General features: G+C 43.3%; 23 protein-coding genes and 3 pseudogenes. 14 read left to right on the top strand and 12 right to left on the bottom strand.

What is annotated here, in order from left to right; genetic code table 11:
* Positions 1 to 2: 2 nt before the first annotated feature.
* The 8 genes and pseudogenes from DWY84_RS06110 to DWY84_RS06155 form a co-directional block, all read right to left on the bottom strand.
* On the bottom strand, positions 3 to 872 hold the full coding sequence (locus DWY84_RS06110; protein ID WP_002578944.1) for a hypothetical protein: 870 nt from the start codon (positions 870 to 872) through the stop codon (positions 3 to 5).
* 503 nt (positions 873 to 1,375) lie between these two features.
* Positions 1,376 to 1,679: pseudogene (locus DWY84_RS18045) on the bottom strand (toxin zeta); the annotation flags it as partial.
* Positions 1,680 to 1,965: 286 nt separating this feature from the next.
* Complete coding sequence (locus DWY84_RS06130; protein WP_002304402.1) at positions 1,966 to 2,511, bottom strand: AAA family ATPase; 546 nt, start codon at positions 2,509 to 2,511, stop codon at positions 1,966 to 1,968.
* A gap of 60 nt (positions 2,512 to 2,571) precedes the next feature.
* Positions 2,572 to 2,720 (bottom strand): annotated as a pseudogene (locus tag DWY84_RS18050) (zeta toxin family protein); the annotation flags it as partial.
* A gap of 1 nt (position 2,721) precedes the next feature.
* Positions 2,722 to 2,919: pseudogene (locus DWY84_RS06140) on the bottom strand (antitoxin); the annotation flags it as partial.
* Entirely contained in the window at positions 2,920 to 3,687 is a 768-nt protein-coding gene (gene erm(B) / locus DWY84_RS06145; protein ID WP_279220316.1) for a 23S rRNA (adenine(2058)-N(6))-methyltransferase Erm(B), read from the bottom strand.
* A 4-nt stretch (positions 3,688 to 3,691) separates the two neighbouring features.
* The gene (locus DWY84_RS06150) at positions 3,692 to 4,036 is read right to left on the bottom strand and encodes a helix-turn-helix transcriptional regulator (RefSeq protein ID WP_198957774.1); all 345 of its coding nucleotides are present in this window, start codon (positions 4,034 to 4,036) and stop codon (positions 3,692 to 3,694) included.
* Positions 4,037 to 4,136: 100 nt separating this feature from the next.
* Positions 4,137 to 5,273 carry a site-specific integrase gene (locus tag DWY84_RS06155; RefSeq protein WP_110437427.1) on the bottom strand — a complete coding sequence of 379 codons (1,137 nt, stop codon included), beginning with the start codon at positions 5,271 to 5,273 and terminating at the stop codon, positions 4,137 to 4,139.
* 397 nt (positions 5,274 to 5,670) lie between these two features.
* Between DWY84_RS06155 and DWY84_RS06160 the strand changes: the two genes are divergently transcribed.
* Positions 5,671 to 6,033 (top strand): helix-turn-helix transcriptional regulator, encoded by a 363-nt coding sequence (locus DWY84_RS06160; RefSeq protein WP_233503293.1) that lies wholly within the window; start codon positions 5,671 to 5,673, stop codon positions 6,031 to 6,033.
* Between the two features lie 163 nt (positions 6,034 to 6,196).
* Here the strand turns inward: DWY84_RS06160 and DWY84_RS06165 are convergent, their stop codons facing one another.
* Both DWY84_RS06165 and DWY84_RS06170 read right to left on the bottom strand, forming a co-directional pair.
* The gene (locus DWY84_RS06165) at positions 6,197 to 6,751 is read right to left on the bottom strand and encodes an ImmA/IrrE family metallo-endopeptidase (RefSeq protein ID WP_110437429.1); all 555 of its coding nucleotides are present in this window, start codon (positions 6,749 to 6,751) and stop codon (positions 6,197 to 6,199) included.
* Between the two features lie 51 nt (positions 6,752 to 6,802).
* A complete protein-coding gene (locus DWY84_RS06170) occupies positions 6,803 to 7,252 on the bottom strand; it encodes a helix-turn-helix transcriptional regulator (protein WP_002304411.1) in 450 nt (149 codons plus the stop codon).
* 286 nt (positions 7,253 to 7,538) lie between these two features.
* Here DWY84_RS06170 and DWY84_RS06175 point away from each other — a divergent pair, with 286 nt between their 5' ends.
* The 8 genes from DWY84_RS06175 (at position 7,539) to DWY84_RS06210 (ending at position 13,799) form a co-directional block, all read left to right on the top strand.
* On the top strand, positions 7,539 to 8,102 hold the full coding sequence (locus tag DWY84_RS06175; protein WP_110437430.1) for a hypothetical protein: 564 nt from the start codon (positions 7,539 to 7,541) through the stop codon (positions 8,100 to 8,102).
* Positions 8,103 to 8,363: 261 nt separating this feature from the next.
* Positions 8,364 to 8,669: a helix-turn-helix transcriptional regulator gene (locus tag DWY84_RS06180; protein WP_181966891.1), complete on the top strand. Its 306-nt coding sequence runs from the start codon at positions 8,364 to 8,366 to the stop codon at positions 8,667 to 8,669.
* Between the two features lie 514 nt (positions 8,670 to 9,183).
* Positions 9,184 to 9,591, top strand: a complete 408-nt coding sequence (locus tag DWY84_RS06185) for a type II toxin-antitoxin system PemK/MazF family toxin (RefSeq protein ID WP_110437431.1) — start codon at positions 9,184 to 9,186, stop codon at positions 9,589 to 9,591.
* A 6-nt stretch (positions 9,592 to 9,597) separates the two neighbouring features.
* Positions 9,598 to 9,834, top strand: coding sequence for a helix-turn-helix domain-containing protein (locus DWY84_RS06190; protein ID WP_110437432.1), 237 nt, complete (start codon positions 9,598 to 9,600; stop codon positions 9,832 to 9,834).
* Positions 9,835 to 9,951: 117 nt separating this feature from the next.
* On the top strand, positions 9,952 to 10,575 hold the full coding sequence (locus tag DWY84_RS06195; protein ID WP_110437433.1) for a helix-turn-helix domain-containing protein: 624 nt from the start codon (positions 9,952 to 9,954) through the stop codon (positions 10,573 to 10,575).
* A gap of 4 nt (positions 10,576 to 10,579) precedes the next feature.
* On the top strand, positions 10,580 to 11,953 hold the full coding sequence (locus tag DWY84_RS06200; RefSeq protein ID WP_002304423.1) for a site-specific integrase: 1,374 nt from the start codon (positions 10,580 to 10,582) through the stop codon (positions 11,951 to 11,953).
* A gap of 85 nt (positions 11,954 to 12,038) precedes the next feature.
* A complete protein-coding gene (locus DWY84_RS06205; RefSeq protein WP_002304425.1) occupies positions 12,039 to 12,344 on the top strand; it encodes a hypothetical protein in 306 nt (101 codons plus the stop codon).
* Positions 12,345 to 12,878: 534 nt separating this feature from the next.
* The gene (locus DWY84_RS06210; RefSeq protein ID WP_178716325.1) at positions 12,879 to 13,799 is read left to right on the top strand and encodes an AEC family transporter; all 921 of its coding nucleotides are present in this window, start codon (positions 12,879 to 12,881) and stop codon (positions 13,797 to 13,799) included.
* Between the two features lie 57 nt (positions 13,800 to 13,856).
* Here the strand turns inward: DWY84_RS06210 and DWY84_RS06215 are convergent, their stop codons facing one another.
* On the bottom strand, positions 13,857 to 15,218 hold the full coding sequence (locus DWY84_RS06215) for an MATE family efflux transporter (RefSeq protein ID WP_118531746.1): 1,362 nt from the start codon (positions 15,216 to 15,218) through the stop codon (positions 13,857 to 13,859).
* 179 nt (positions 15,219 to 15,397) lie between these two features.
* On the opposite strand from DWY84_RS06215, the gene DWY84_RS06220 reads away from it, so the two are divergent.
* The 5 genes from DWY84_RS06220 to DWY84_RS06240 all read left to right on the top strand — a co-directional run bounded on the left by DWY84_RS06220 (position 15,398) and on the right by DWY84_RS06240 (position 19,409).
* Complete coding sequence (locus DWY84_RS06220) at positions 15,398 to 15,781, top strand: zinc ribbon domain-containing protein (RefSeq protein ID WP_118531748.1); 384 nt, start codon at positions 15,398 to 15,400, stop codon at positions 15,779 to 15,781.
* 15 nt (positions 15,782 to 15,796) lie between these two features.
* Complete coding sequence (locus DWY84_RS06225; protein WP_118531749.1) at positions 15,797 to 16,594, top strand: hypothetical protein; 798 nt, start codon at positions 15,797 to 15,799, stop codon at positions 16,592 to 16,594.
* Complete coding sequence (locus DWY84_RS06230) at positions 16,563 to 17,516, top strand: ABC transporter substrate-binding protein (protein WP_147354284.1); 954 nt, start codon at positions 16,563 to 16,565, stop codon at positions 17,514 to 17,516. The genes DWY84_RS06225 and DWY84_RS06230 overlap by 32 nt, the downstream gene beginning before the upstream one ends.
* 93 nt (positions 17,517 to 17,609) lie before the next feature.
* Entirely contained in the window at positions 17,610 to 18,860 is a 1,251-nt protein-coding gene (locus tag DWY84_RS06235) for an ATP-binding protein (RefSeq protein ID WP_118531891.1), read from the top strand.
* Positions 18,861 to 18,884: 24 nt separating this feature from the next.
* Entirely contained in the window at positions 18,885 to 19,409 is a 525-nt protein-coding gene (locus DWY84_RS06240; RefSeq protein WP_118531753.1) for a hypothetical protein, read from the top strand.
* Between the two features lie 15 nt (positions 19,410 to 19,424).
* Here DWY84_RS06240 and DWY84_RS06245 read toward each other — a convergent pair whose 3' ends face one another.
* Complete coding sequence (locus DWY84_RS06245) at positions 19,425 to 20,288, bottom strand: LysR family transcriptional regulator (RefSeq protein WP_118531755.1); 864 nt, start codon at positions 20,286 to 20,288, stop codon at positions 19,425 to 19,427.
* Between the last annotated feature and the right edge of the window lie 29 nt (positions 20,289 to 20,317).

Raw genomic sequence — 20,317 nt, forward strand, 5'->3', positions numbered from 1 at the left:
TGTTAATCATTTCGAGTGTAGCTACCTGTTACTAAAACCGGGATATATGTATCAAGCGATTGAGCTGCAAGTGTTCGATGTCGCCCATCACTCTGAAATACATAATAAGAACCTACCTGCGCAACCTGGACAGGATTATTGTAATAGCTACGAATGGTATCATCTAACACTGGGTTTTGTGAAAGCTCATCCAAAGACATTCCTGACTCAGTATTTTGACGAACATCTTGGATGTGCGAAGCTCGCCTTAGAATGTTTTCTCTCGACCATCCCTCTCGACCATTCCGTGTCCAAAATCCTTCCGGGTTCCCAAGTTCTCGGTCACTGAGATAAACTCCTTCAATATCCCTTGCTCTAACGTATACGAGTTCTGGATTTTCATTTCGAGAAAAGGTATAGTTCCCGTTCTCCCAATAATCTCGATATTCTTCATAGTGATTTCCACGGGAAAAATATCGTTCAGCTGATAGTCTGTCTTGAACAAATGCAAGATTAGAACCAAAGGTATTTGACTCAAAGGTGGTTGTATCTGCACTTGATGGTGTAACAGCAAAACTACTGGTCTGAGGTGTGCTTGCAGATATTCCATTTGTAGATCCTAGTTGAACACTTTCGTATTCACTAAGGCTCTTGGCGAGTAAAGCCACATATTTTTCTGCTTGAAGCATAATTACCAATATGTCATTGAGAGCCTTGTTGCAGTCTCTTACAACCACGCCCAACTCGTTGTATTTTTTATCTTGCCATCCAGCACCTAACTGTTCATATTTCATCTTTACAGATTTTTTGGTAGTTTCGATGGAGGAAATGGAATCCTGCATTTTTTTCAGCATTGCGAATAGCTGAACGGAGTCAGCATTTACCATACTCATTTCATCACCTCCTGGCAGCGGATTTTGTGAAGTGCAAAGCGGCGATGTGTCAGGAAAGTCTGACACATCACTGCTTCGGCAAGATTTAATTTAGAGAGGAAAGAAATTGTTCCAACTCAGCAGCGGTCGGTGCAATGTACGGTTTCATCTGGTAAGTATCCTTAACACCGTCTGTGAAGTATACGCTCCTTTCTTTTTTCGTTTTGTTGGTTCATTTTCGCCAGTGTGTTCGTGTCGTTTGCTGTGACGAGAACGCAACATAGACACAAAGAAAACACAAGGGCGAGCTTGCTCGTTTATATACCCTTGTGTTTTCGACTGGATATGTTAAGGTAACAAACAGTAAATGACACGTTACAGACTGCAAAATGTACCAACTGAAAAAAGAAAGAATACCGTTGTGTGCTTTATTTCTCGATCAGCTTTTCAAACATGAGGAAAGGTTTTTATAAAAAAAGAGTAGTTACCGTTTTTTGGTAACTACTCTTTTCCTTTTTTAAGGTTTAAAGTCCTGGAAGTTTAGGTGTTTTGGGTATTGGTGGTGTAGGTAGCTGCAAGCTTTCCAATTTTTGTTGAATTGCTTTAAATTCAGGGGTTTCTTGGTGTTGATTTTGAACCATTTTTTGCTCTATTCTCTCCAAAGTCGGTTGAATTTCTTTCCCTGATACTTTACGATTTAATTCTCTTTCTAAGGTCTCTTTCGGACTAATGGAAGGCGTTTCTAAACTTGAATAGAAGTTTCACTCCTTCTCTATTATAAAGCCTTATATCGCTAAATAAGCCCGTTTTATGAAGGGTTTCTAAGCTGAAATGAACGGGTTTACACCCGGCCTTGACCTCCGCCCGCTGTCCCGCTGAATGGGTGGACAAGGCGGCCAATCCCTCAAAGTGCTTGGACGCTCTCTTTCTGATTTTGGAGCGTTTCTTTTCTAAAAATTGAAATGGGCGGGAAGCCATTTTAGGGCTTTCCCGCCTTGATTACTTTTTAGCAAAGACGGGCGTGACTGTCAACGGCGGCGCATGAAATGCGCCGTTCATCTTGACCGTTGACTGGCTCGGCTGGCTTTGCTATCTTCCTGACAAATGGGAATGTCTAAGATAGTAAAGACGTCCCACATGCAACTCTTTCTTTTATTGCGGAAACCGTATCTTTAATTGTGAATGTAGTTGTGTCTATGACATTTGATTCATATATCCCCAAACCGGAAAATTGCTCCCACATTGTTTCCACTAATTCAATATTTGTTTTTCTATCTAATTTTGAGCGTTCCACAGCTCGCTTCATAGTTTCTTTTTTACTCGCTCTTAATACAATATAGTGTACCTCGTAATCTTCTTGGGCAAGAGCTTTCCATGGCTCCAAAAACCATGGCCCGACAATCCCATCTACAATTACATCATATCCGCCACGAGCATATCGCTTTGCAGCTTCTAAAAAGGCTTCAATGACAACCAGATTTTGCTTGTTGGATTCTGGCAAATGTGGTGGTATTGCGCCTTTGCTTAAGTAATGAAAAAAGTCATCGGTGTGCATATGCACTGATTTATCCATATCTGATTCCTTTGCGACAATTGACGCAGTTGTTGTTTTTCCTGTCCCCGGTGAGCCTGTAATCACAATAATTCTTCCTTGATTCATCTGTATTTTCCCTCACAATTTGAATTTATCACTTTGTTCCTGCCTGCTCAATCATCTTCTTCGCAAACTGGTTTTCCCTGACCCTGATTGCCCACCAAGTAAAAAAGCGGTTGGCGATTCAACCGCTTTTTTACTTGAACCAATTCTTCTAAATTATCATTTAAGCGATTCTCAAACTGTTTGTCAGTAAAATTGACTATATTTGCCATATTAAGCCACTTTCTCTTTATTCAAAACTTGTTTTGAGTAACGATTCATTGACCGCCAATACTCATGAACGGCTTGTAATTCTTCTAAAGAATAATCAAAAAGATTTACACGTTTTGCAAGCTTTAATTGGTTTAATAAATTGACTTCCAATAATTGAGAGTCATTTTTATTTAATTCATGGTTCAAAACATAGTTTAATTATTTCCTCCCGTTAAATAATAGATAACTATTAAAAATAGACAATACTTGCTCATAAGTAACGGTACTTAAATTGTTTACTTTGGCGTGTTTCATTGCTTGATGAAACTGATTTTTAGTAAACAGTTGACGATATTCTCGATTGACCCATTTTGAAACAAAGTACGTATATAGCTTCCAATATTTATCTGGAACATCTGTGGTATGGCGGGTAAGTTTTATTAAGACACTGTTTACTTTTGGTTTAGGATGAAAGCATTCCGCTGGCAGCTTAAGCAATTGCTGAATCGAGACTTGAGTGTGCAAGAGCAACCCTAGTGTTCGGTGAATATCCAAGGTACGCTTGTAGAATCCTTCTTCAACAATCAGATAGATGTCAGACGCATGGCTTTCAAAAACCACTTTTTTAATAATTTGTGTGCTTAAATGGTAAGGAATACTCCCAACAATTTTATACCTCTGTTTGTTAGGGAATTGAAACTGTAGAATATCTTGGTGAATTAAAGTGACACGAGTATTCAGTTTTAATTTTTCTGACGATAAGTTGAATAGATGACTGTCTAATTCAATAGACGTTACCTGTTTACTTATTTTAGCCAGTTTCGTCGTTAAATGCCCTTTACCTGTTCCAATTTCGTAAACGGTATCGGTTTCTTTTAAATTCAATTGTTTTATTATTTGGTTGAGTACTTTTTCACTCGTTAAAAAGTTTTGAGAATATTTTATATTTTTGTTCATGTAATATCCCTTTTTATTTGCTGTGACTATTCGCTCATTTTTCTTCCTCAATAAAAACTCTACCAGCTAACCAACATTCGTCTAATTCATTTGGGAATAATTCAAGCTGGCGAATCATATAATGTGTACTTGGAATGTAATCAAAATAAAACAATAGTGCTAGATATAAACTCCATGGAATTGGGCGTGTCCGATTTTCGTAGGCACTATAAGTTTGTCGTGAAATACCAACAGCCGAAGCAATTTCTTCTTGTGATGCACCAACTTTTCCTCTGAGTGCGGGTAACTCAATCGCCAATTGAGTGGCCAAGTTCTCTTTCTCATCTTTACTAAAATTCCAAAACTGCTTATAAGCATCTCGCCCTACAAATTGAATCAATAAATCTCCTCCTGGGTATACTCTTTCGTAGAGTACATTACTCCACGAAAAAACACCGCCAAACACTGAAAACTCAGCATTATTTGACGGTGTTGACAATTTATTTGACGGCTAATAAATCAGAAAGCCGTTGCATATTTTCTTTTTTTAAATCCATGGATGGGTGTACATAGCGATTCATTGTAATATTCACGCTGGCATGACCCAATATCTCGCTGAGACTTTTTACATCGAATCCAAGCTCTATGCACCTTGTAGCAAATGTATGACGTAACGAGTGATAATTTGCGGAGTTGATTCCGCTGTTTTTCAATACCTTCTTGAAATGATTTTGCATGGTTCTTGGTTCTAATGGATTCTGATCGCTATTGGTTAGAATGTAGCCAGTAGAAGAAGCTTTGTGTGCTGTAAGAATAGTCATTAAGCCATGGGGTACTGGAATAGTACGGATGGAGCAAGCACTTTTGGGTGTGGTAACAACAATCCTTGTCTTGCATTCACTGTTGGTTCTATCTTGGATTCTCTGGAGCGTTTGATGCACATGGATTGTGTAATCTGAGAATGAAACATCTTCCCATCGCAACGCACAAATTTCACCTACTCTGAGACCAGTGAATAAACATACTAATATACCAATATTGCAGGAATCAAGATTAGAATACAAGTATTGGCATAATTTTTCCTGTTCAGCACGACTCAAAACTCTCATTTCCTTCGTTTGACGTTTTATCTGTATAGATCGTGCGTCACAAGAAATGGCTTTCCCGTTTCGGGTGGCAAATTGTAAGATATTTCGAATTAGAGATAAAATATCTGAAACAGTTTTAGAGGAAAGTCCATTCTCCTTTAATCCACCAGAAACAAGGAAAAAATTACACTGCGTTTCAATAAACTCGTGTGTTATATCACGCAATTGTTTGCTTCCGAACACAGGAAGTATATACGAGTTGAGAAGATTCCTATATTTGTTGCTTGTAGATTCTTTCACTTTAGGACATATAGCTTGAAACCATTCCATAGCAACCTGTTCAAATTGATCTGAGCTAATTTCTGGATCGACAGTGACAGAATTACTCGTGCACGAACTTTGACTGATAAGTTTTGCTTTGACTTCTCGATATGATTTTGCATAAACATAACCGTAATTGGCTTTGCCTGTAGAAGATCGGGACTTAATGTATCTTCCTTCCCATCTGCCGTCTTTCCTTTTGTAAATATTTTCTCCTTTTCGTGCCATAAGGTACACCTCCTTCAATATGACTATAATTCTGACGGCAAATTGTGACTTTGGAACTTCCTAAGACGGATTTTTGCGCAAAACCTCGTGTTTTATGTCCCTAACATATTGACAAACAGTGCGACAACTTGTAAAATAGAGATGTAAATTAAAAAAAACAGAGAAGAATGCGATTCGTGGAGTAATGTACTCTACGAATTTTTTATTTTAAAGAACCTCAAGATAGCTCATATTGTCGTCTTGGGGTTCTTTTCATTCTATCATTTAATGCAATCTGCCTATAAAATTTTATCATATTGCATTTATAAATGCAACTTGCACCCAATGTTGGTTGTTGAGATTTTTGGTACATTTTATAATGTATAGCAGAATCATACACAGCATGGAGGTGATTGAAATGCAACCGGAAGTTGACTATATAAAAATCGGTCAGCGCATTAAAGCTGCTCGCCAGGAGAAGGGATACAGCCAAGCAGACTTGGGTGCGTTGGTTGGTTGCTCGAACAATCATATGAGCCATGTTGAAGTTGGACAGACGAAAGTTTCTTTGGCAATGCTTCTAAAACTGGCATTCGTCTTGGAAAAGAACTTTGACTATTTTTTGCTGGATACCCCATATGCAAAATGCGACAGCATCATCGATGATGAGATTGCTGCAAAACTGAAAAAGTGTAATGTAACAACATTGATAACCGTAGGAAAGATGATTGATGTCTTGATTGACCAGCAAGAGATGATAAAAAAAGCGGAGCTTGATTGATATAATGAAAAAGAAGCCCATTGACGGTTCTGAGTGAACTGCTGTGGGTTTCTTTTGTTGCAATACAATATACTGATCCTTTAAGAAACAAAAAGTCCACCAGTCATGATGCACTGCGCATCGTACTGGTGGACTTTTTCTGTAAAGATATAAAAATAGATATTCATATATCGCCATAACTAATGTCGTTATCGTAGGCATGAAGATCTTCTTTCAGGAAATCTGCTTTACGAATATACATCGAATTTACCAGCTCTCCTTTTTCGTGGAGCAGGCTGAATTTGTAGTCTAATAATGCTGCCGGTACATAGAGCATTTTAGCCGTTTCAAAAAATGTGTGTTCCGAAAGGCATTCCAGAACTTCCCCATCTTCTAACAGAAGCTCCGCCGCAAAAAAGTTTGCTTCATTTTCTTCGATTGATCTATCATCAAAAACTTCCATTTCTTGAAAGCCGTGCATCATGGCGATTTTTGTATGCAGGACAGCGTGTCCTAATTCATGTGCGACTAAGATACGTTCCAGGATGCCGTTCACATTGTGATCTATCACGATATTCTTCTGTCTGGACTGGTAATAGAAGAAGCCCTTCAATTTCTTCTGTAAATCGTAATAGTGGATTTTGATACCTAACAGCTGACATAGTTCGTAAGGGTCTCTGGTGTGATATTTTCGCACAAGCTTATCGACAGTTTCAATGATATGCTCTGCCGTTTTCATTTGCTTCACCTCCGAATCGCACACAGAAAACATATTCTGTGCTTGAGGATTTTACTCTTTATCTTTATGCTTTCTGTATTTCTTCGGAGTGTACTTTTCCCGTGCTGTTTTCTTAGAGTCCATATAAACTGACATAATCGCCTGGAAGAATACATCTTTTGCGTCCTCGTCCAATTCTCCACCGGCAAACAGAGAATTTACACGACCCAGCACTTCCTGAGCTTCTTTTGCTCCCTTTGAACCGAAGTTTTCCTTTGCCTCTAAAATAAACATATCCTGATCTATATGGCTCTGGCTGTCCGTTTCAGATTCATCCAAAAGATAGGACACAGAGATATGCAGCGCTTCAGCAAGTTTTCTGATGTTGCTTTTTCTGGGGAGTGTTCCGAGCTGCTCATAGGTGTAAAGGGATCTTTCGGAAATGCCGGTCATCTGGGCAAGCTCCGTTTGAGATAGGTTCATAGCCAAACGAGCTTCTTTAATTTTTTCTCCAAATGTCATGGTACTGTCCTTCCTTTCAAAAAATATTTATTCGTAACTTCCGATTATTTGTTGACAAACTTCTGGAAAATGCTATAATGAGAATCAGAACAGAAGTATTAGTTCCACTTAATTATATATCGGAACTTTTATAAAGTCAAGAACTTCCGATTTTGCTTCTGTTATTTTAATCAAATATCGGAAGTTATAGTCATTCTTGTCCCATGGTATTTGTTTCCCTTTAGCCAAGTGACAGGAGTTAGAAAGGAATTCTTATTTTATGGATTAGGCTGAAAGGAGATTCTGAATGAGCAGATATAATACACAGGTATTAAGCAATATTCGAATGCTTTGCCGGATGCAGAACATTGACGAAAAGGTTCTGTATGAAAGAGCAAAGCTGATTTTATCCATATATCGAGAGGTGTGCTGGTCTACTATTGATCGTGCGAATGATGTATGTGATACCCTTATTTGTACTTACGGTGACAGCTTAGATGGAGCATTGATTTATCTGGAGAACTTTGCTCCGGATGAAGCGAGAGAACGATTTGAAGAACGTATTCGAAGCTTATTCGAGACAAAGTGGATCATTGAACTGGTAGATATGGCGATGCTGAAAATCAGAGAATATCCGGATAAAGGCGCTCTGTACTGTGAGATTATCTCAAAGGCATATCTCAATCGCTTCAAGTACAAAGAATCAGAAATGCTGGAGGTTCTGAATATGGAACGCAGCAGCTATTATGACCGAAAGAAAGAAGCGATACTGTTATTTGGTCTGTCACTTTGGGGAACAGCCATTCCTAAATTGAAAGATTTCCTGGAAAGTGCCAGGGAGGAAGAAGCATTGTGTTATTGTGAGTGCTAAGACAGGATTTTAGTCCGACTAAAATCCGATGAAAATACGACGGTTTCCATACTGAAAGTCCGACTTGTCCAGTGTTAGAATGGCTATGCTGGGAGATAGCGGCATAAAATTGAATAGAGAGAGTTACGCCTCGTGCCTGTAATGGGTACGGGGCTTTTTTTATACCAGCCTATCTTCCTTCATTTTAACACAAAGGCATGAACGAGAGCTTGGAGTAATGTACTCCGGCTCTTTTTTTATGCCTGCAAGGAGGACAGGCAGATGGCAAAGGGCATTGAGAACCAGTCACGATCTCCTCCCTCCGTTTTTGATTTTGCAACTTCACAAATTCAAAAACACGGAGGAACGAAAATGTATTACGACTTGGTTGAAAGCGGAAAAAGAATTAAAGCATTGAGAAAGAAACATGGGCTTACACAGGAACAGCTTGCGGAGCAGTTGGGCGTTGCCGCAAACACCATTGCACGAATTGAAACCGGCAACAGAGGCATCTCTATTGATTTGGCAATCGAATTGGTCGTGCGCTTTGATACAACCCTTGATTACATATTTTTAGGTCGTGAATAACCTCAAAACTATACCTACGAGGCAATAAAAACTTGCATGAGGAACAGGTACAATTTAGATACAGCCAAAGAAAATCGGCTGCTTGATCCTTGAAAACTGAATACACAGTCATCGAATACGTTCCTGTTGCCGGTGCGAGAGCATCAGCCACATCAGCGGTACGCCGTGACGTATCGGACAGAGAAACAGAACGACTTTCTTCTATAAATTAAGCAGTTGTCTCTCTCCCGATGCCAGCGATCAATACTGGCTTGTAAATATTGGGTTGCTCCCAATACGGCCATGAAAGCAACAGGATTAAAGATACTTCTCTACGGAGCTGGCGGAGAACCCGGCAGAGGTTAGATTCCTATGGAACTGATTCGCAATCAGTCGTTCGGTGATTCCCTGAGGGCGTAAGCCCTCTTTCTCAGGGGTGCGTGGCAAATATGGGACACATAGACTTTTGGACTGACTGCCTGATTCATTTCAGGCAGTCAGTTATTACATACCCAACGAAAGGAGGTCATGGCAAATGATGAAAGAAAATTGGGTATATTGCCGTGGTGATATTTATTGCGCCAATCTGGACCCGGTAGTTGGGTCGGAACAAGGCGGCATCCGTCCGGTTATCGTCATTCAGAACGATACCGGTAATAAACACGCTCCCACATTGATTGTGGCAACGGTCACCACCAGAATCCATAAGAAAGCGAATATGCCGACGCACTTTGTTATTTACGACAATCCTGCATTCAAAGAAGCGTCCGTTGTTCAGCTGGAACAGATTCGCACCATTGATAAGAGCAGGATTGATAATTACTTAGGTAAGGTAACGCCCCGTGAAATGGTAGCGATTGAGAAAGCCTTATCCGTCAGCCTGGCAATGGAGCAGCTGAAAAAGCGTTCCACAAAACATAAAGCAAAGAAAACGAAGGAGTGAACATAAATGTTTGAAGAAAGAATCGCTGCCATGAATCAGCGCACCGAAGAAGCGATAGCTGCTAACACAGTTCAGTTTGATAAGAGAACCTATACGGTTGATGAGATTCAGGATATTCTGGGCATCAGCAGAACCAGTGCATACAACCTTGTGAAAAAGAAGGTTTTTCATAGTGTCCGCATTGGCGGCAGCATCAGAATCTCCAAAAAGAGTTTTGATGAGTGGTTGGATCATCAAATGTAAGATTTGTCAAGGGTGTCGTACAACCCGGCGACAAACTTCAAAACATATTGAGAGTTCGATAAAATGTAGCCATGACAAGAAACACATGGCTACATTTTTTACATAGGAGGTTGTACGATGGCGGAAATGAGAAAACGCACGAGTATGTCTGTTCCGGAAATGGGCAGGATGCTTGGTCTTGGAAAAACGGAGTCATACTGGCTCATTAAGAAGAATTACTTCAAAACCATTCTTGTCGGCAACACCATGAGGGTGATGATCGACAGCTTTGAAGAATGGTATGCCAATCAGTTCAAATACCAGAAGGTCGATGGAACCCCTCCCGGTGAGGAACTGAAGAAAACTACATATTCAATGGAGGAGCTTGGACAGCGCCTTGGGCTGAAAGAAGCGACTGCTTACGAACTGGTTGCCAAAGGGCATTTTGATGTGGTCGATGTCCTGGGCAAGCGCAGAGTGACCAAGGAGAGCTTTGAAAGATGGTATGCTTCTCAAACCGATTACCGCACGGTAGAGGATCAGGAACTTGATGCAGATATTATGGCATCCACCTACGGTCTGCCAGAGATTGCAAGAATGCTTGACACCAATCGCCAGAATATCTACAGCATTGCCGCCAAGGGAAGCTTCGAGCTGATTCGAGTGGGCAGGCATAACCGAGCTACAAAAGAGAGCTTTATGAAGTGGTATCAGAATCAGACCCGCTACCAGTTAGCGGAAGATAGACAGGAAAGGAGATGATTACATGGCATCTATCGTTAAGAGAAAAAAGAAGTATTCTGTGGTTTATACATACACCGATGAGAACGGCAACAAGCGTCAGAAGTGGGAAACCTTTGAAACGAATGCTGAAGCAAAGAAAAGGAAGTTGCAGGTTGAATATGAGCAGGAGTCCGGAACCTTTATTCCCCCTTCTGCTAAAACCGTCAACGATCTTTTGGATGAGTATATGTCAATCTATGGTGTGAACACCTGGGCGATGTCTACCTATGAAAGCAGAAAGAGCCTGATTGCAAACTATATTCGTCCCCTCATCGGTGATATGAAGCTGGAGGATGTCACGCCGAGAATCATGGACAAGTATTACCGAGATTTGCTTTCTGTCAAAGCGGTTTCTTCTAAGTATGTAAAAGCCCGTACAGAATATCTGACTCCGCATACTGTCCGAGAGGTTCACAAGACATTGCGAAATGCTTTCAATCAGGCGGTCAAGTGGGAATTGATGACCAGAAACCCTGTGGAGCACGCTACACTGCCGAAGGAAGAACACAAGACCAGGGACATCTGGACAGCAGAAGTGCTCCAGAAGGCTCTGGAAGCCTGTGACGATGATATTCTTCGTCTGGCCATTAACCTTGCCTTCTCCTGTTCCTTGCGAATGGGCGAGCTTCTGGGGCTTACTTGGGACTGTATTGACATTTCCCCCACCAGTATTGAACTTGGTCAGGCAAGCATCTTCGTTGAAAAGGAGTTGCAGAGAGTAAATCGTGAAGCGATGGCAGATCTGGACGGTAAGGACATCATGTTCAAGTTCCCGCCGACCTTCGCCAGTACGCATACCGCATTGGTTCTCAAAACTCCTAAGACCAAAACAAGTGTCCGCAAGGTGTTCTTACCGAAAACCGTAGCGGAAATGTTGGTACAGCGAAAGGCTGACATCGAAGAACTGAAAGACCTTTTCGGTGACGAGTTCGTAGACTTCAATCTGGTTTTCTGTTCTTCCAATGGCAAGCCGATTGAGGGGCAGGTTATCAACCGTGCTTTCAATAAGCTGATTGAGGAGAAGGGACTGCCGAAAGTGGTTTTCCATAGTCTCCGACATTCCAGTATCACTTACAAGCTGAAGCTGAACGGCGGCGATATGAAATCCGTTCAAGGCGATTCCGGTCATGCACAGGTCAAGATGGTAGCGGATGTTTACTCTCATATCATCGACGATGACCGCAGACTGAACGCTGAAAGAATGGAAGCTGCGTTCTACTCAGGCAGACAGGCAACGCCTGAGCCGGTTCAACCAGCCGCAACGGAAAGCTCCGCTGATGATAAAGAACTTCTTCTGAAGCTTCTGCAAAATCCGGAAATGGCAGCACTCCTGAAGTCGCTGGCAAAAACATTATAGTAACTGCAAGGGCAGATCCTTTTACATAGCTACAATAGCTGTAAAAGGGTCTGCCCTTATTTTTTTGTTATGGAGGTCAACGAGTATGGATAGAATCTTTATGGACGAGTATTACGAGCATCTGAGAGCTGACAATATCGAGGCATTTTCCAAGGAAAGGAACGACGAATATGTTGGCAGAGCTGAGGAATACAAAGCAGCAAAGTCGGCATTGCTTGAAGGATTGGGACTTGAGCATTTGTTTGACCATAGCCATGAACTGACTCCGAAAGAGAAAGAAATATGGATGCTGTTCGATAGGGTTGATGTAGCAGAGCTTCTGGCAAGGGATGCTTTTGCCAAGGGTGCTTATATGCTCGGCGCTGAGGATAGAGAGATTATGCTGAAATAAAAAAAGACCTGCTTCGGCGGGTCTAAATTACATAGAATCATTGAGTCTGAAAAAACCTTTGAAATTCTTAATAATGCTGGTTGAAAAATCTATTTTGAAATGATATATTAAACAGACTAAGATGGTGTCTAAAGACATCAGCGCCTCCGCACGAGAATGAATAGGATTTCCTATCATTTCGTATCACGAGAAGTTACATAGAGGAATTTGCTTGCACTTGCAACGTCCACCGAAAATCGAAAGCCTTGCTAATTTCGAGCCAATTGGACGGTGTAAAATCCCTATGAAAATGCTTATGAAGCGTAATACTAGATAGGATTTGAAACTGTGAAAAGCCTTGTATTTCCAAGGATTTTCTTGCACTGTGTTGCACTTGGTTTCATCGTATCGGGTCTACTCCTAAGCGCTAATTGTGGGTTCGATTCCCGCTGGGAACAGTTATTTTTAGCAGCAATGATGAAGAAAGTCATTGCTGCTTTTTTCGTTTTCAGTCATAATAGAAACAGATGGGGTATACAGAAGGAGGAGGGTCAGATGGCTGGGATTGTGTTAGAAAAAATTATAGAGATGGCGGTGATTCTGCTTTGCGGTGTGCTGGCATATAAGACAGGACTGATAGATAAAGCTTCAACAAAAAGTTTTTCGAATGTCCTTTTAATGCTGGTGTCACCGCTTTTGGTTTTTCAATCGTATCAGATGGACTTTGAACCCAGGCTGTTTTACGGGTTGCTGCAGACCCTGTTTGTCTCGTTTGTGACATTTCTGGTCTGTATCATCCTGGCTGAGATTTTCATGAAGGGGGATCCGGCACGGCAGCAGATCGAAAAAATGACTGCGATTTATTCTAATTGCGGATTTATTGGGATTCCACTGATCAATGGAATTCTGGGGGCTGAGGGCGTTTTTTATATGACGGCTTACGTTACGGTTTTCAATGTCCTGTTCTGGACCCATGGCGTCTGGCTGATGGGAGACCGGGGAAGACTGCGGGATGTCTGGAAGAATCTTTTTACGCCAACGATTGTGGCGGTGGTGTTTGGCCTGATCTTTTTTATTTTCCAGATCCGGCTCCCAACGCCGCTCTCTGAGCCGGTCCGAATGATCGGAAGCATGAATACGCCGCTGGCTATGATCATTGCCGGGGCAAATCTGGCGCAGGGAGATGTGCGGAAAAGTCTGAAAAATATCCGTTTGTACTGGATCAGTTTTTTGAAACTGGTGTTATCTCCGCTTATCGGTCTTGGGATTCTGTTTTTTATGAGGGTTGATTTTACGGTGGCATTTACCGTGTTTATCGCAATGGCATGTCCGGCCGGTGCCATGACCATCATGTTTGCGGAGCGGTATGGAAAGGACGTATTCTATGCCACAGAAGGCTTTATGATCACTACAGTGCTGTCTGCGGCCACAATTCCGCTGCTGACTCCACTGGCACTCTTGATCTTAAAAGCATAAGGTGGATTTGGAAAAATGGCGGGTCAGCAGCAAACTGACTCGCCATTTTTTGATAATTTATCTGGTTGTTTCCCCAAACAGCACCTTCAGTTTTTTCATGCAGTGGAAAAATGCCGGGATCAGAAATGCATCCGCAAAGATCCACGCGAGGGGGCTGGCAAAGCAGGCCGGAAGAAATCCGAACACCGGAACCAGGCAGAATCCAACCAGGGATCTTGCTGCCATTTCGCAGACTCCGGCGAGGATCGCAAAGGTAGAAAAGCCCATTCCCTGGATGGTGAAACGGACAACGTTGACAAAGGTTAATGGAATGTAGAACATGCTGTTTCCAATCAGGAATGTGGCTACACGGCCAATGATCTCTGTCTGATCTGCGTCCATAAAGAGAAGGGCAATGTATCTGCCGCCAAAGAGCAGGACCATGAAGGCAATCAGGGAATAAATGATTCCAATCAGGCTTGCTGCCTTCAGGCCCTCTTTTACGCGGTTCAATTTCTTTGCACCAACGTTTTGACCAGCGTAGGTTGCCATGGTGCCGCCCAGCGCGTCAAACGGACAGCAGAAGAACATGCTGACTTTGCTCCCGGTTGAGACTGCAGCTACGGCCATGGAACCCAGAGAGTTTACCGCTGTCTGGAGCACAACACTTCCGATAGCGGTGATGGAATACTGAAGCCCCATCGGGATTCCCATGCCGCAGAGGGCACAAAGCATTCTGCCATCTGGCTGCCATTCCCCCTGTTTCATATGAAGAATCGGATAATGACGGATCATATAGATCAGGCAGAGCACGGCGGAGATTCCCTGAGAGATGACGGTGGCCAGTGCCGGTCCGCGGACTCCCATACCCAGCACAAGGATCGTGAAGAAATCCAGGGCAATGTTCATAAGGGAGGAAAGCAGCAGAAAGTAGACCGGAGTTTTGCTGTCGCCCAGGCTTCGGATAATGCCTGCAAGCATATTGTAAAGGTATGTGACAGGAATCCCCAGGAAAATCACAAAAATGTAATCATAAGCGCCATGAATGATGTCTTCCGGTGTGTTCATACACTGCAAGATGCGCATACACAGGAAGCCAACAATGGTGGTCATGACTGCCGCAAACACTGCGGACAGCCATCCGGCGTTCGCTACAAACTTGCGCATGCCGTCATAATCTCCGGCACCGAATTTCTGGGCGACCGGAATTGCAAATCCGCTGCAGGCACCGGTGCAGAAGCCGATGATCATAAAGTTGATGGATCCCGTGGAGCCGACTGCCGCCAGTGCGGACACGCCCAGGCATTTGCCGACAATGATGGTATCCACCATGTTGTAAAACTGCTGAAAGAGGAATCCAAAAAGCATTGGAATCGCAAAACTTAAGATCAGTTTCATGGGAGATCCGACGGTCAGATCTTTTACTTCGTTTTTTTGCATGAGAGTCTCCTTGTATGTATCGTTTTGAAATCATAATGTAGTCAATGATGAAACCTGATGTATTATAAAACAGGCGGACGGAAATGTACATATGATAAAATACCGAAAATGAGATTGCATTTGTGGGAAGGGAACAGCTATAATAACTACATCATGATGAGAAAAGAAAGTGTGACATTATGTTTTTTATGATGGGAATTACAGACGGAAGAAAGCAGCTTGATTTTACGCAGATGGTTATTTGCGGTGTATGCGGAAAGTACGGGCGGTATCAGGTTTTCATGACTTATACGGTACTGTCATTGTTTTTTATCCCATGCTTCAAATGGAACCGGCATTATTACGTGCAGATGAGCTGCTGCAATACGCTGTACGAGCTGGATCCGGAAATGGGAAAGGCCATTGCGCGCGGGGAGCAGGTGGAGATTTTGCCGCAGCATCTGACGCTGGTGAATCAGGGAAGCCGTGGATACGGATACCGGCGCTGCAGCTACTGCGGGTATGAGACAGCAGAAGATTTTGAGTTTTGTCCGAAGTGTGGCAATCGGTTTTCACGTGATTGACAGGGGGGATGGGGGTTGAACAGCGGCCGTAAAGCAAAACTATATAAAATAATCCTGGTGCTCTGCAATGTTTTTCTGATCACGGCTGCTGTCGCGGGCTCCGTGATCTACGCAAACAATGTACGCGCTTCCCAGGTAGAAACAAAGGCGCTGGATTTTATCTCGACGGTGGAATCCATGAAGTCCGTTTCCCAGAATTATCTGGACAGTGAACGCGGATATGTGGAAAACTGGGCGGCGTATATCAATGAACAGCAGATGACATTGCCGGAGGCGCTGGAGTTTCTGAGAAACATCAACACAAATCCGGCGCGGTTCATCCACATCGTGGATATGGACACCTTTGATGCCTGGACGGCCAGTTATCCGCCAGGAAAAGAACAGATTGATACTTATCATCAGTATCAGGGCGAGCTGACGGAGTGGGAGCAGGCCGTGGCGGATTCCATGATGGAAGCTTACAATGGAACTGCGTCCCAGTTTCAGATGGTTGGCCGGTATCAGCTGGAGGAGACGCTTGCTCCGGCAGTCAGTGTTGGTATCAGAATCACGTTAAAGAGCGGGAACGGAACGAAGGATTATCTGATGCTGCGGGCTATTCCGGCAGAGGTGTTAAAAAAAACCTGGGTGTTTCCGGCAGAGTATCAGTCTGCTGAGGTTGGTATTATGACGAAGCGGGGAGATTATGTGATCCAGTCTTCCACCATGAAGTCCCTCTCGTTTCCGGAATACATCCGCGGAGTTTCTTCAAAAAAAGGATGGAACGCTTGCAGGGCGCTGTGTGGATCTGTCAGGGGAAGATGTGGATCTTAGCGCGATAGACAGCCGGATGCTGGGAGATTCCTGCATAGACGGGCATCAGCTTTCGGTTCCCATGGGTCAGAATATTTACGGACTGGTGGTAAATACCACGCTTCTGGAGAAAGAAGGATTATCTGTTCCACAGAACCGGTCAGAGTTTGAGGCGGTTCTTGCGGCACTGAAAGCGAAGGGTTATACGCCGGTTCAGGGGCCAGCGGATAAGATCTACGCGGATCTGACGGCGGGCATGGTATTTTCCAGCCTCTGCGAGGGACAGCCCGTGTACGAGGCACTGAAGGCAGGGGATGAGGAAGCTGCCGGGGCGGCGCTTTCTCCTGCTGTTGAGCTGGTGGACGAACTGGTTGCAAAAGGGTATACGGATGCCGCAGTCAATGTGGAATATCCGGAGGACAATTATGATCAGGCAATCCTGCGTTTCTTTGAGGGAGATGTGCCATTCTGGATGTGCAACACGGAGAAGGTCAGCGGCATGAAAAAGCGTGAGTCCAAATCTGAGGCATTCCAGAAAGCGCCATTTTCCTATGCGTTCATCTATCCGCCGCTTGGGGAGGACGGAGCATACTGTTATCAGGAACCCTGGTTTGGCTTTGCGGCCAGCGCATCGGGGCCTCACACAGATTACGCGGTGGAGTTCCTTCGTTTCCTCGCTACAGAAAAGGAAATCAATCAGATGGCGTCGGTAAAGGGAATCCCGTCTGTAGCTGTAAAAAGTGAGGTGCCAGAAATTTACCGGAATGTGATTAATGAAGATGTGGCAAAAACGAGCATCATCAACCAGGGCGAAGTGACGCCGGATATGGTGGAAGCGTGGTACAGCGCCATTGCGAAGTATGCCGCGGGCGGTTACGCCTCGGCGCAGGAGCTGCTGGAGGAGTTTCTGGGTGTGTGCGCACGGGAGATGGATTGTAAATAGACAAAAGATGAAGCGCAAATGAAACGTAAAATTTTACGTTTCATTTGCGCTTCATTTGTGATATGATAAAGAAAAACGAACAGGGTGATTATTGTGAAAGAAAAAAAGAATCTGGAATTTAAATCTACAATTACAAACACATTTTTAAAAACAGTCAGTGCGTACAGTAATTTTGGAGATGGCGAAATCTGGTTTGGAATAAATGATGATGGATCTGTATGTGGTATTGAACATCCAGAAACGGTGTGTATCGATATAGAAAATCGAATCAATGACAGTATTTCGCCCAAACCAAAATTTGAAATGAGAGTTGATACCTCAAAGAATATAATTTGTCTTACTGTTCGGGAAGGAGCATATAAACCGTATTTATATAAAGGTAAAGCGTATAGAAGAAGTGATACCACATCCGTTGAAGTAGATCAGGCTGAATTAAAAAGTCTGGTTTTGGAGGGCAGTAATCTATATTTTGAGGAATTGCCATCGGAAAAACAGACTTTGAGATTTGAAGAATTGAGCAAAAAATTGATAGAAAAGCTGGAAATTCAGGTGGTTTCAGAAGATGTGCTGCGTACACTTGGCTTTTTTACAAAGAACAGGGAATACAATAATGCGGCGGCATTGCTTTCGGATGAGAATAGATTTTATGGAATTGATATGGCGCGTTTCGGAAGTTCTATTAATGAAATTATGGACAGGGAAACATTTTCGCATATGTCGATACTGAAACAATATGATGCAGCTGTTAATATGATAAAACGGTATTATCAGTATGAAGAAATAAACGAGATAGAACGAAAAAAAGTAGACCTGATTCCGGAAACGGCTTATCGTGAAGCAATTGCAAATGCTTTGGTTCATCGGGACTGGAGTATTCCAGCTCATATTCGTATTCTCATGTTTAAAGACAGAATTGAGATTAAATCACCAGGTGGACTGCCGAAAGGAATTACAGCGGACGAGTATTTAAATGGAGAGATTTCCTGTTTGAGAAATCCAATTTTAGGAAATTTGTTTTTCAGACTGCAGTATATAGAGATGTTTGGGACAGGTATCCGGCGTATTCAGTATTCGTACAGAAATGCATTGATAAAACCGAAGTTTGAAGTTACAGATAATGTAATCAGTGTGGTATTGCCTGTACTCAACAGCCAGTATCAGGTAACGAGTGATGAACGAAAAATTATAAATGAACTGGGGCAGGGTGGTCAATTGTCCAGCAGTGAAATTGCAAAACGTACAGGTATGAAAAAATCAAAAACATTGCGATTAATTGAACATTTGAAAGAAAAGGGTTATGTTCGGGTAACTGGAAATGGACGAGGAACAAAATATACACTATAACAAGGATGGAAAGTGAGTGGTTGTATGAATAAGGTGGAACATACTGGCAGTCAGCTGGAACTCACCAGTCTGATGACGGAATACGAGAATCAGTTTGACCGCAGCAATAAGTTGGACAACAAGGTATATATCACTATTACATTCTGCGGTTTCCTGTTTGTGTTTATCACGGGGCTGTTTAATGGCATTTCCAAGCTTGGGAAGCCTGGGAATGGGCTGCAGATGTTTGTGTCGGCGCTGTATATTTTAAGCTGCATCGCGGTGATGGGAGCTTACGCTTATGTGCTGGTGTTTTTCATGCGGCTTCTGCAGCCGGAGCAGATTTCCCGGATGGACCCGGAGATTATGCAGAAAGAGCATTTCGAAGAGATGGAGGAGGAAGCGGCAAGACTGCGCCTTATTGAACTGTACCGGGAGACGGTGAATGGAAATCTGGAAAAGCTGCATCACCGGTGCGATGAGTTCGTGAAGGGGTTAAAATTCATTGTGCCGACGGTGCTGCTGGCCTTTGCGTGCTACGCGCTGCAGATCGTGCAGCAGATTCTGTAAATGCCGGAGACAGGATTACAGCGTATGGCTGAGTCGGCAAAACAGCTCATGAACTTCTGTTTTTTGAGTGGTTTCCCGACAGGCCAGATAAAATTTTTTTGTAGATGGCAGCGTGAGCATCTGATAATCCGGTTTTTTGCAGGCGCGGCACCAGGCATGGGTGAGATATACCCCTTCATCCTGTGCAGTCAGGTCCAGGATTGTGGATAAATTGGCTGCAAAACGGATTTTTGGTGCAAAACCGAGGTCCTGGAAAAGCGGGTAGAGGTTCTGGCTGCTTTTCAGGGCGGCATCGGCTTCGGAAACGAGGAAGGTGTCATTTCGAAAGTCGGAAATATCCGGGGCTTCGGGGCGGGTTGATGCGTAAAGCAGAACCTGTGGAACCTCGAAAAATGGGTGCCCGGACAGTGGCTGGCCCGCTTCATCCGGGCGTGTGCCAGTCAGAATCAGGTCAATTTTTCCATCGGTTAGCAGGTTTGTGAGTTCTGCTTCCGGGTAACACGAAAATTCCAGCCGGACCGGTGTTCTCATGGCAGCAGCGGCATTCTGGATTTTATCACGGAAATAAGACGGATCCACATCCTCCGGATATGCAATCCGGATGGTAGGTTTTCCGTCTTTTTTCGGTTCTTCCAGCCGGTTTTTTAAAAGGTCTAGCTGAAAGCGGCACTGCTGAAAGTAGGCGTGATAAGCCTGGCCTGCTTCAGTCAGCGAGAGGGTACGACCAGAGCGGGTAAACAAGCTGCAGCCCAGCTCTGCCTCCAGCTGCCGGATCTGTTTACTGATGGCAGGCTGGCTGACAGAAAGTGCCTGGGCAGCCTCGGTAAAGCTGCCATATTTAACAATGGTAAGAAAATACTGTATTTCCAGACTGTTCATAAAGTCCTCCAGGGTTATTTTTGATGATC

It is taken from the genome of Clostridium sp. AF27-2AA (assembly GCF_003478505.1).
GTDB lineage: Bacteria > Bacillota > Clostridia > Lachnospirales > Lachnospiraceae > Brotaphodocola.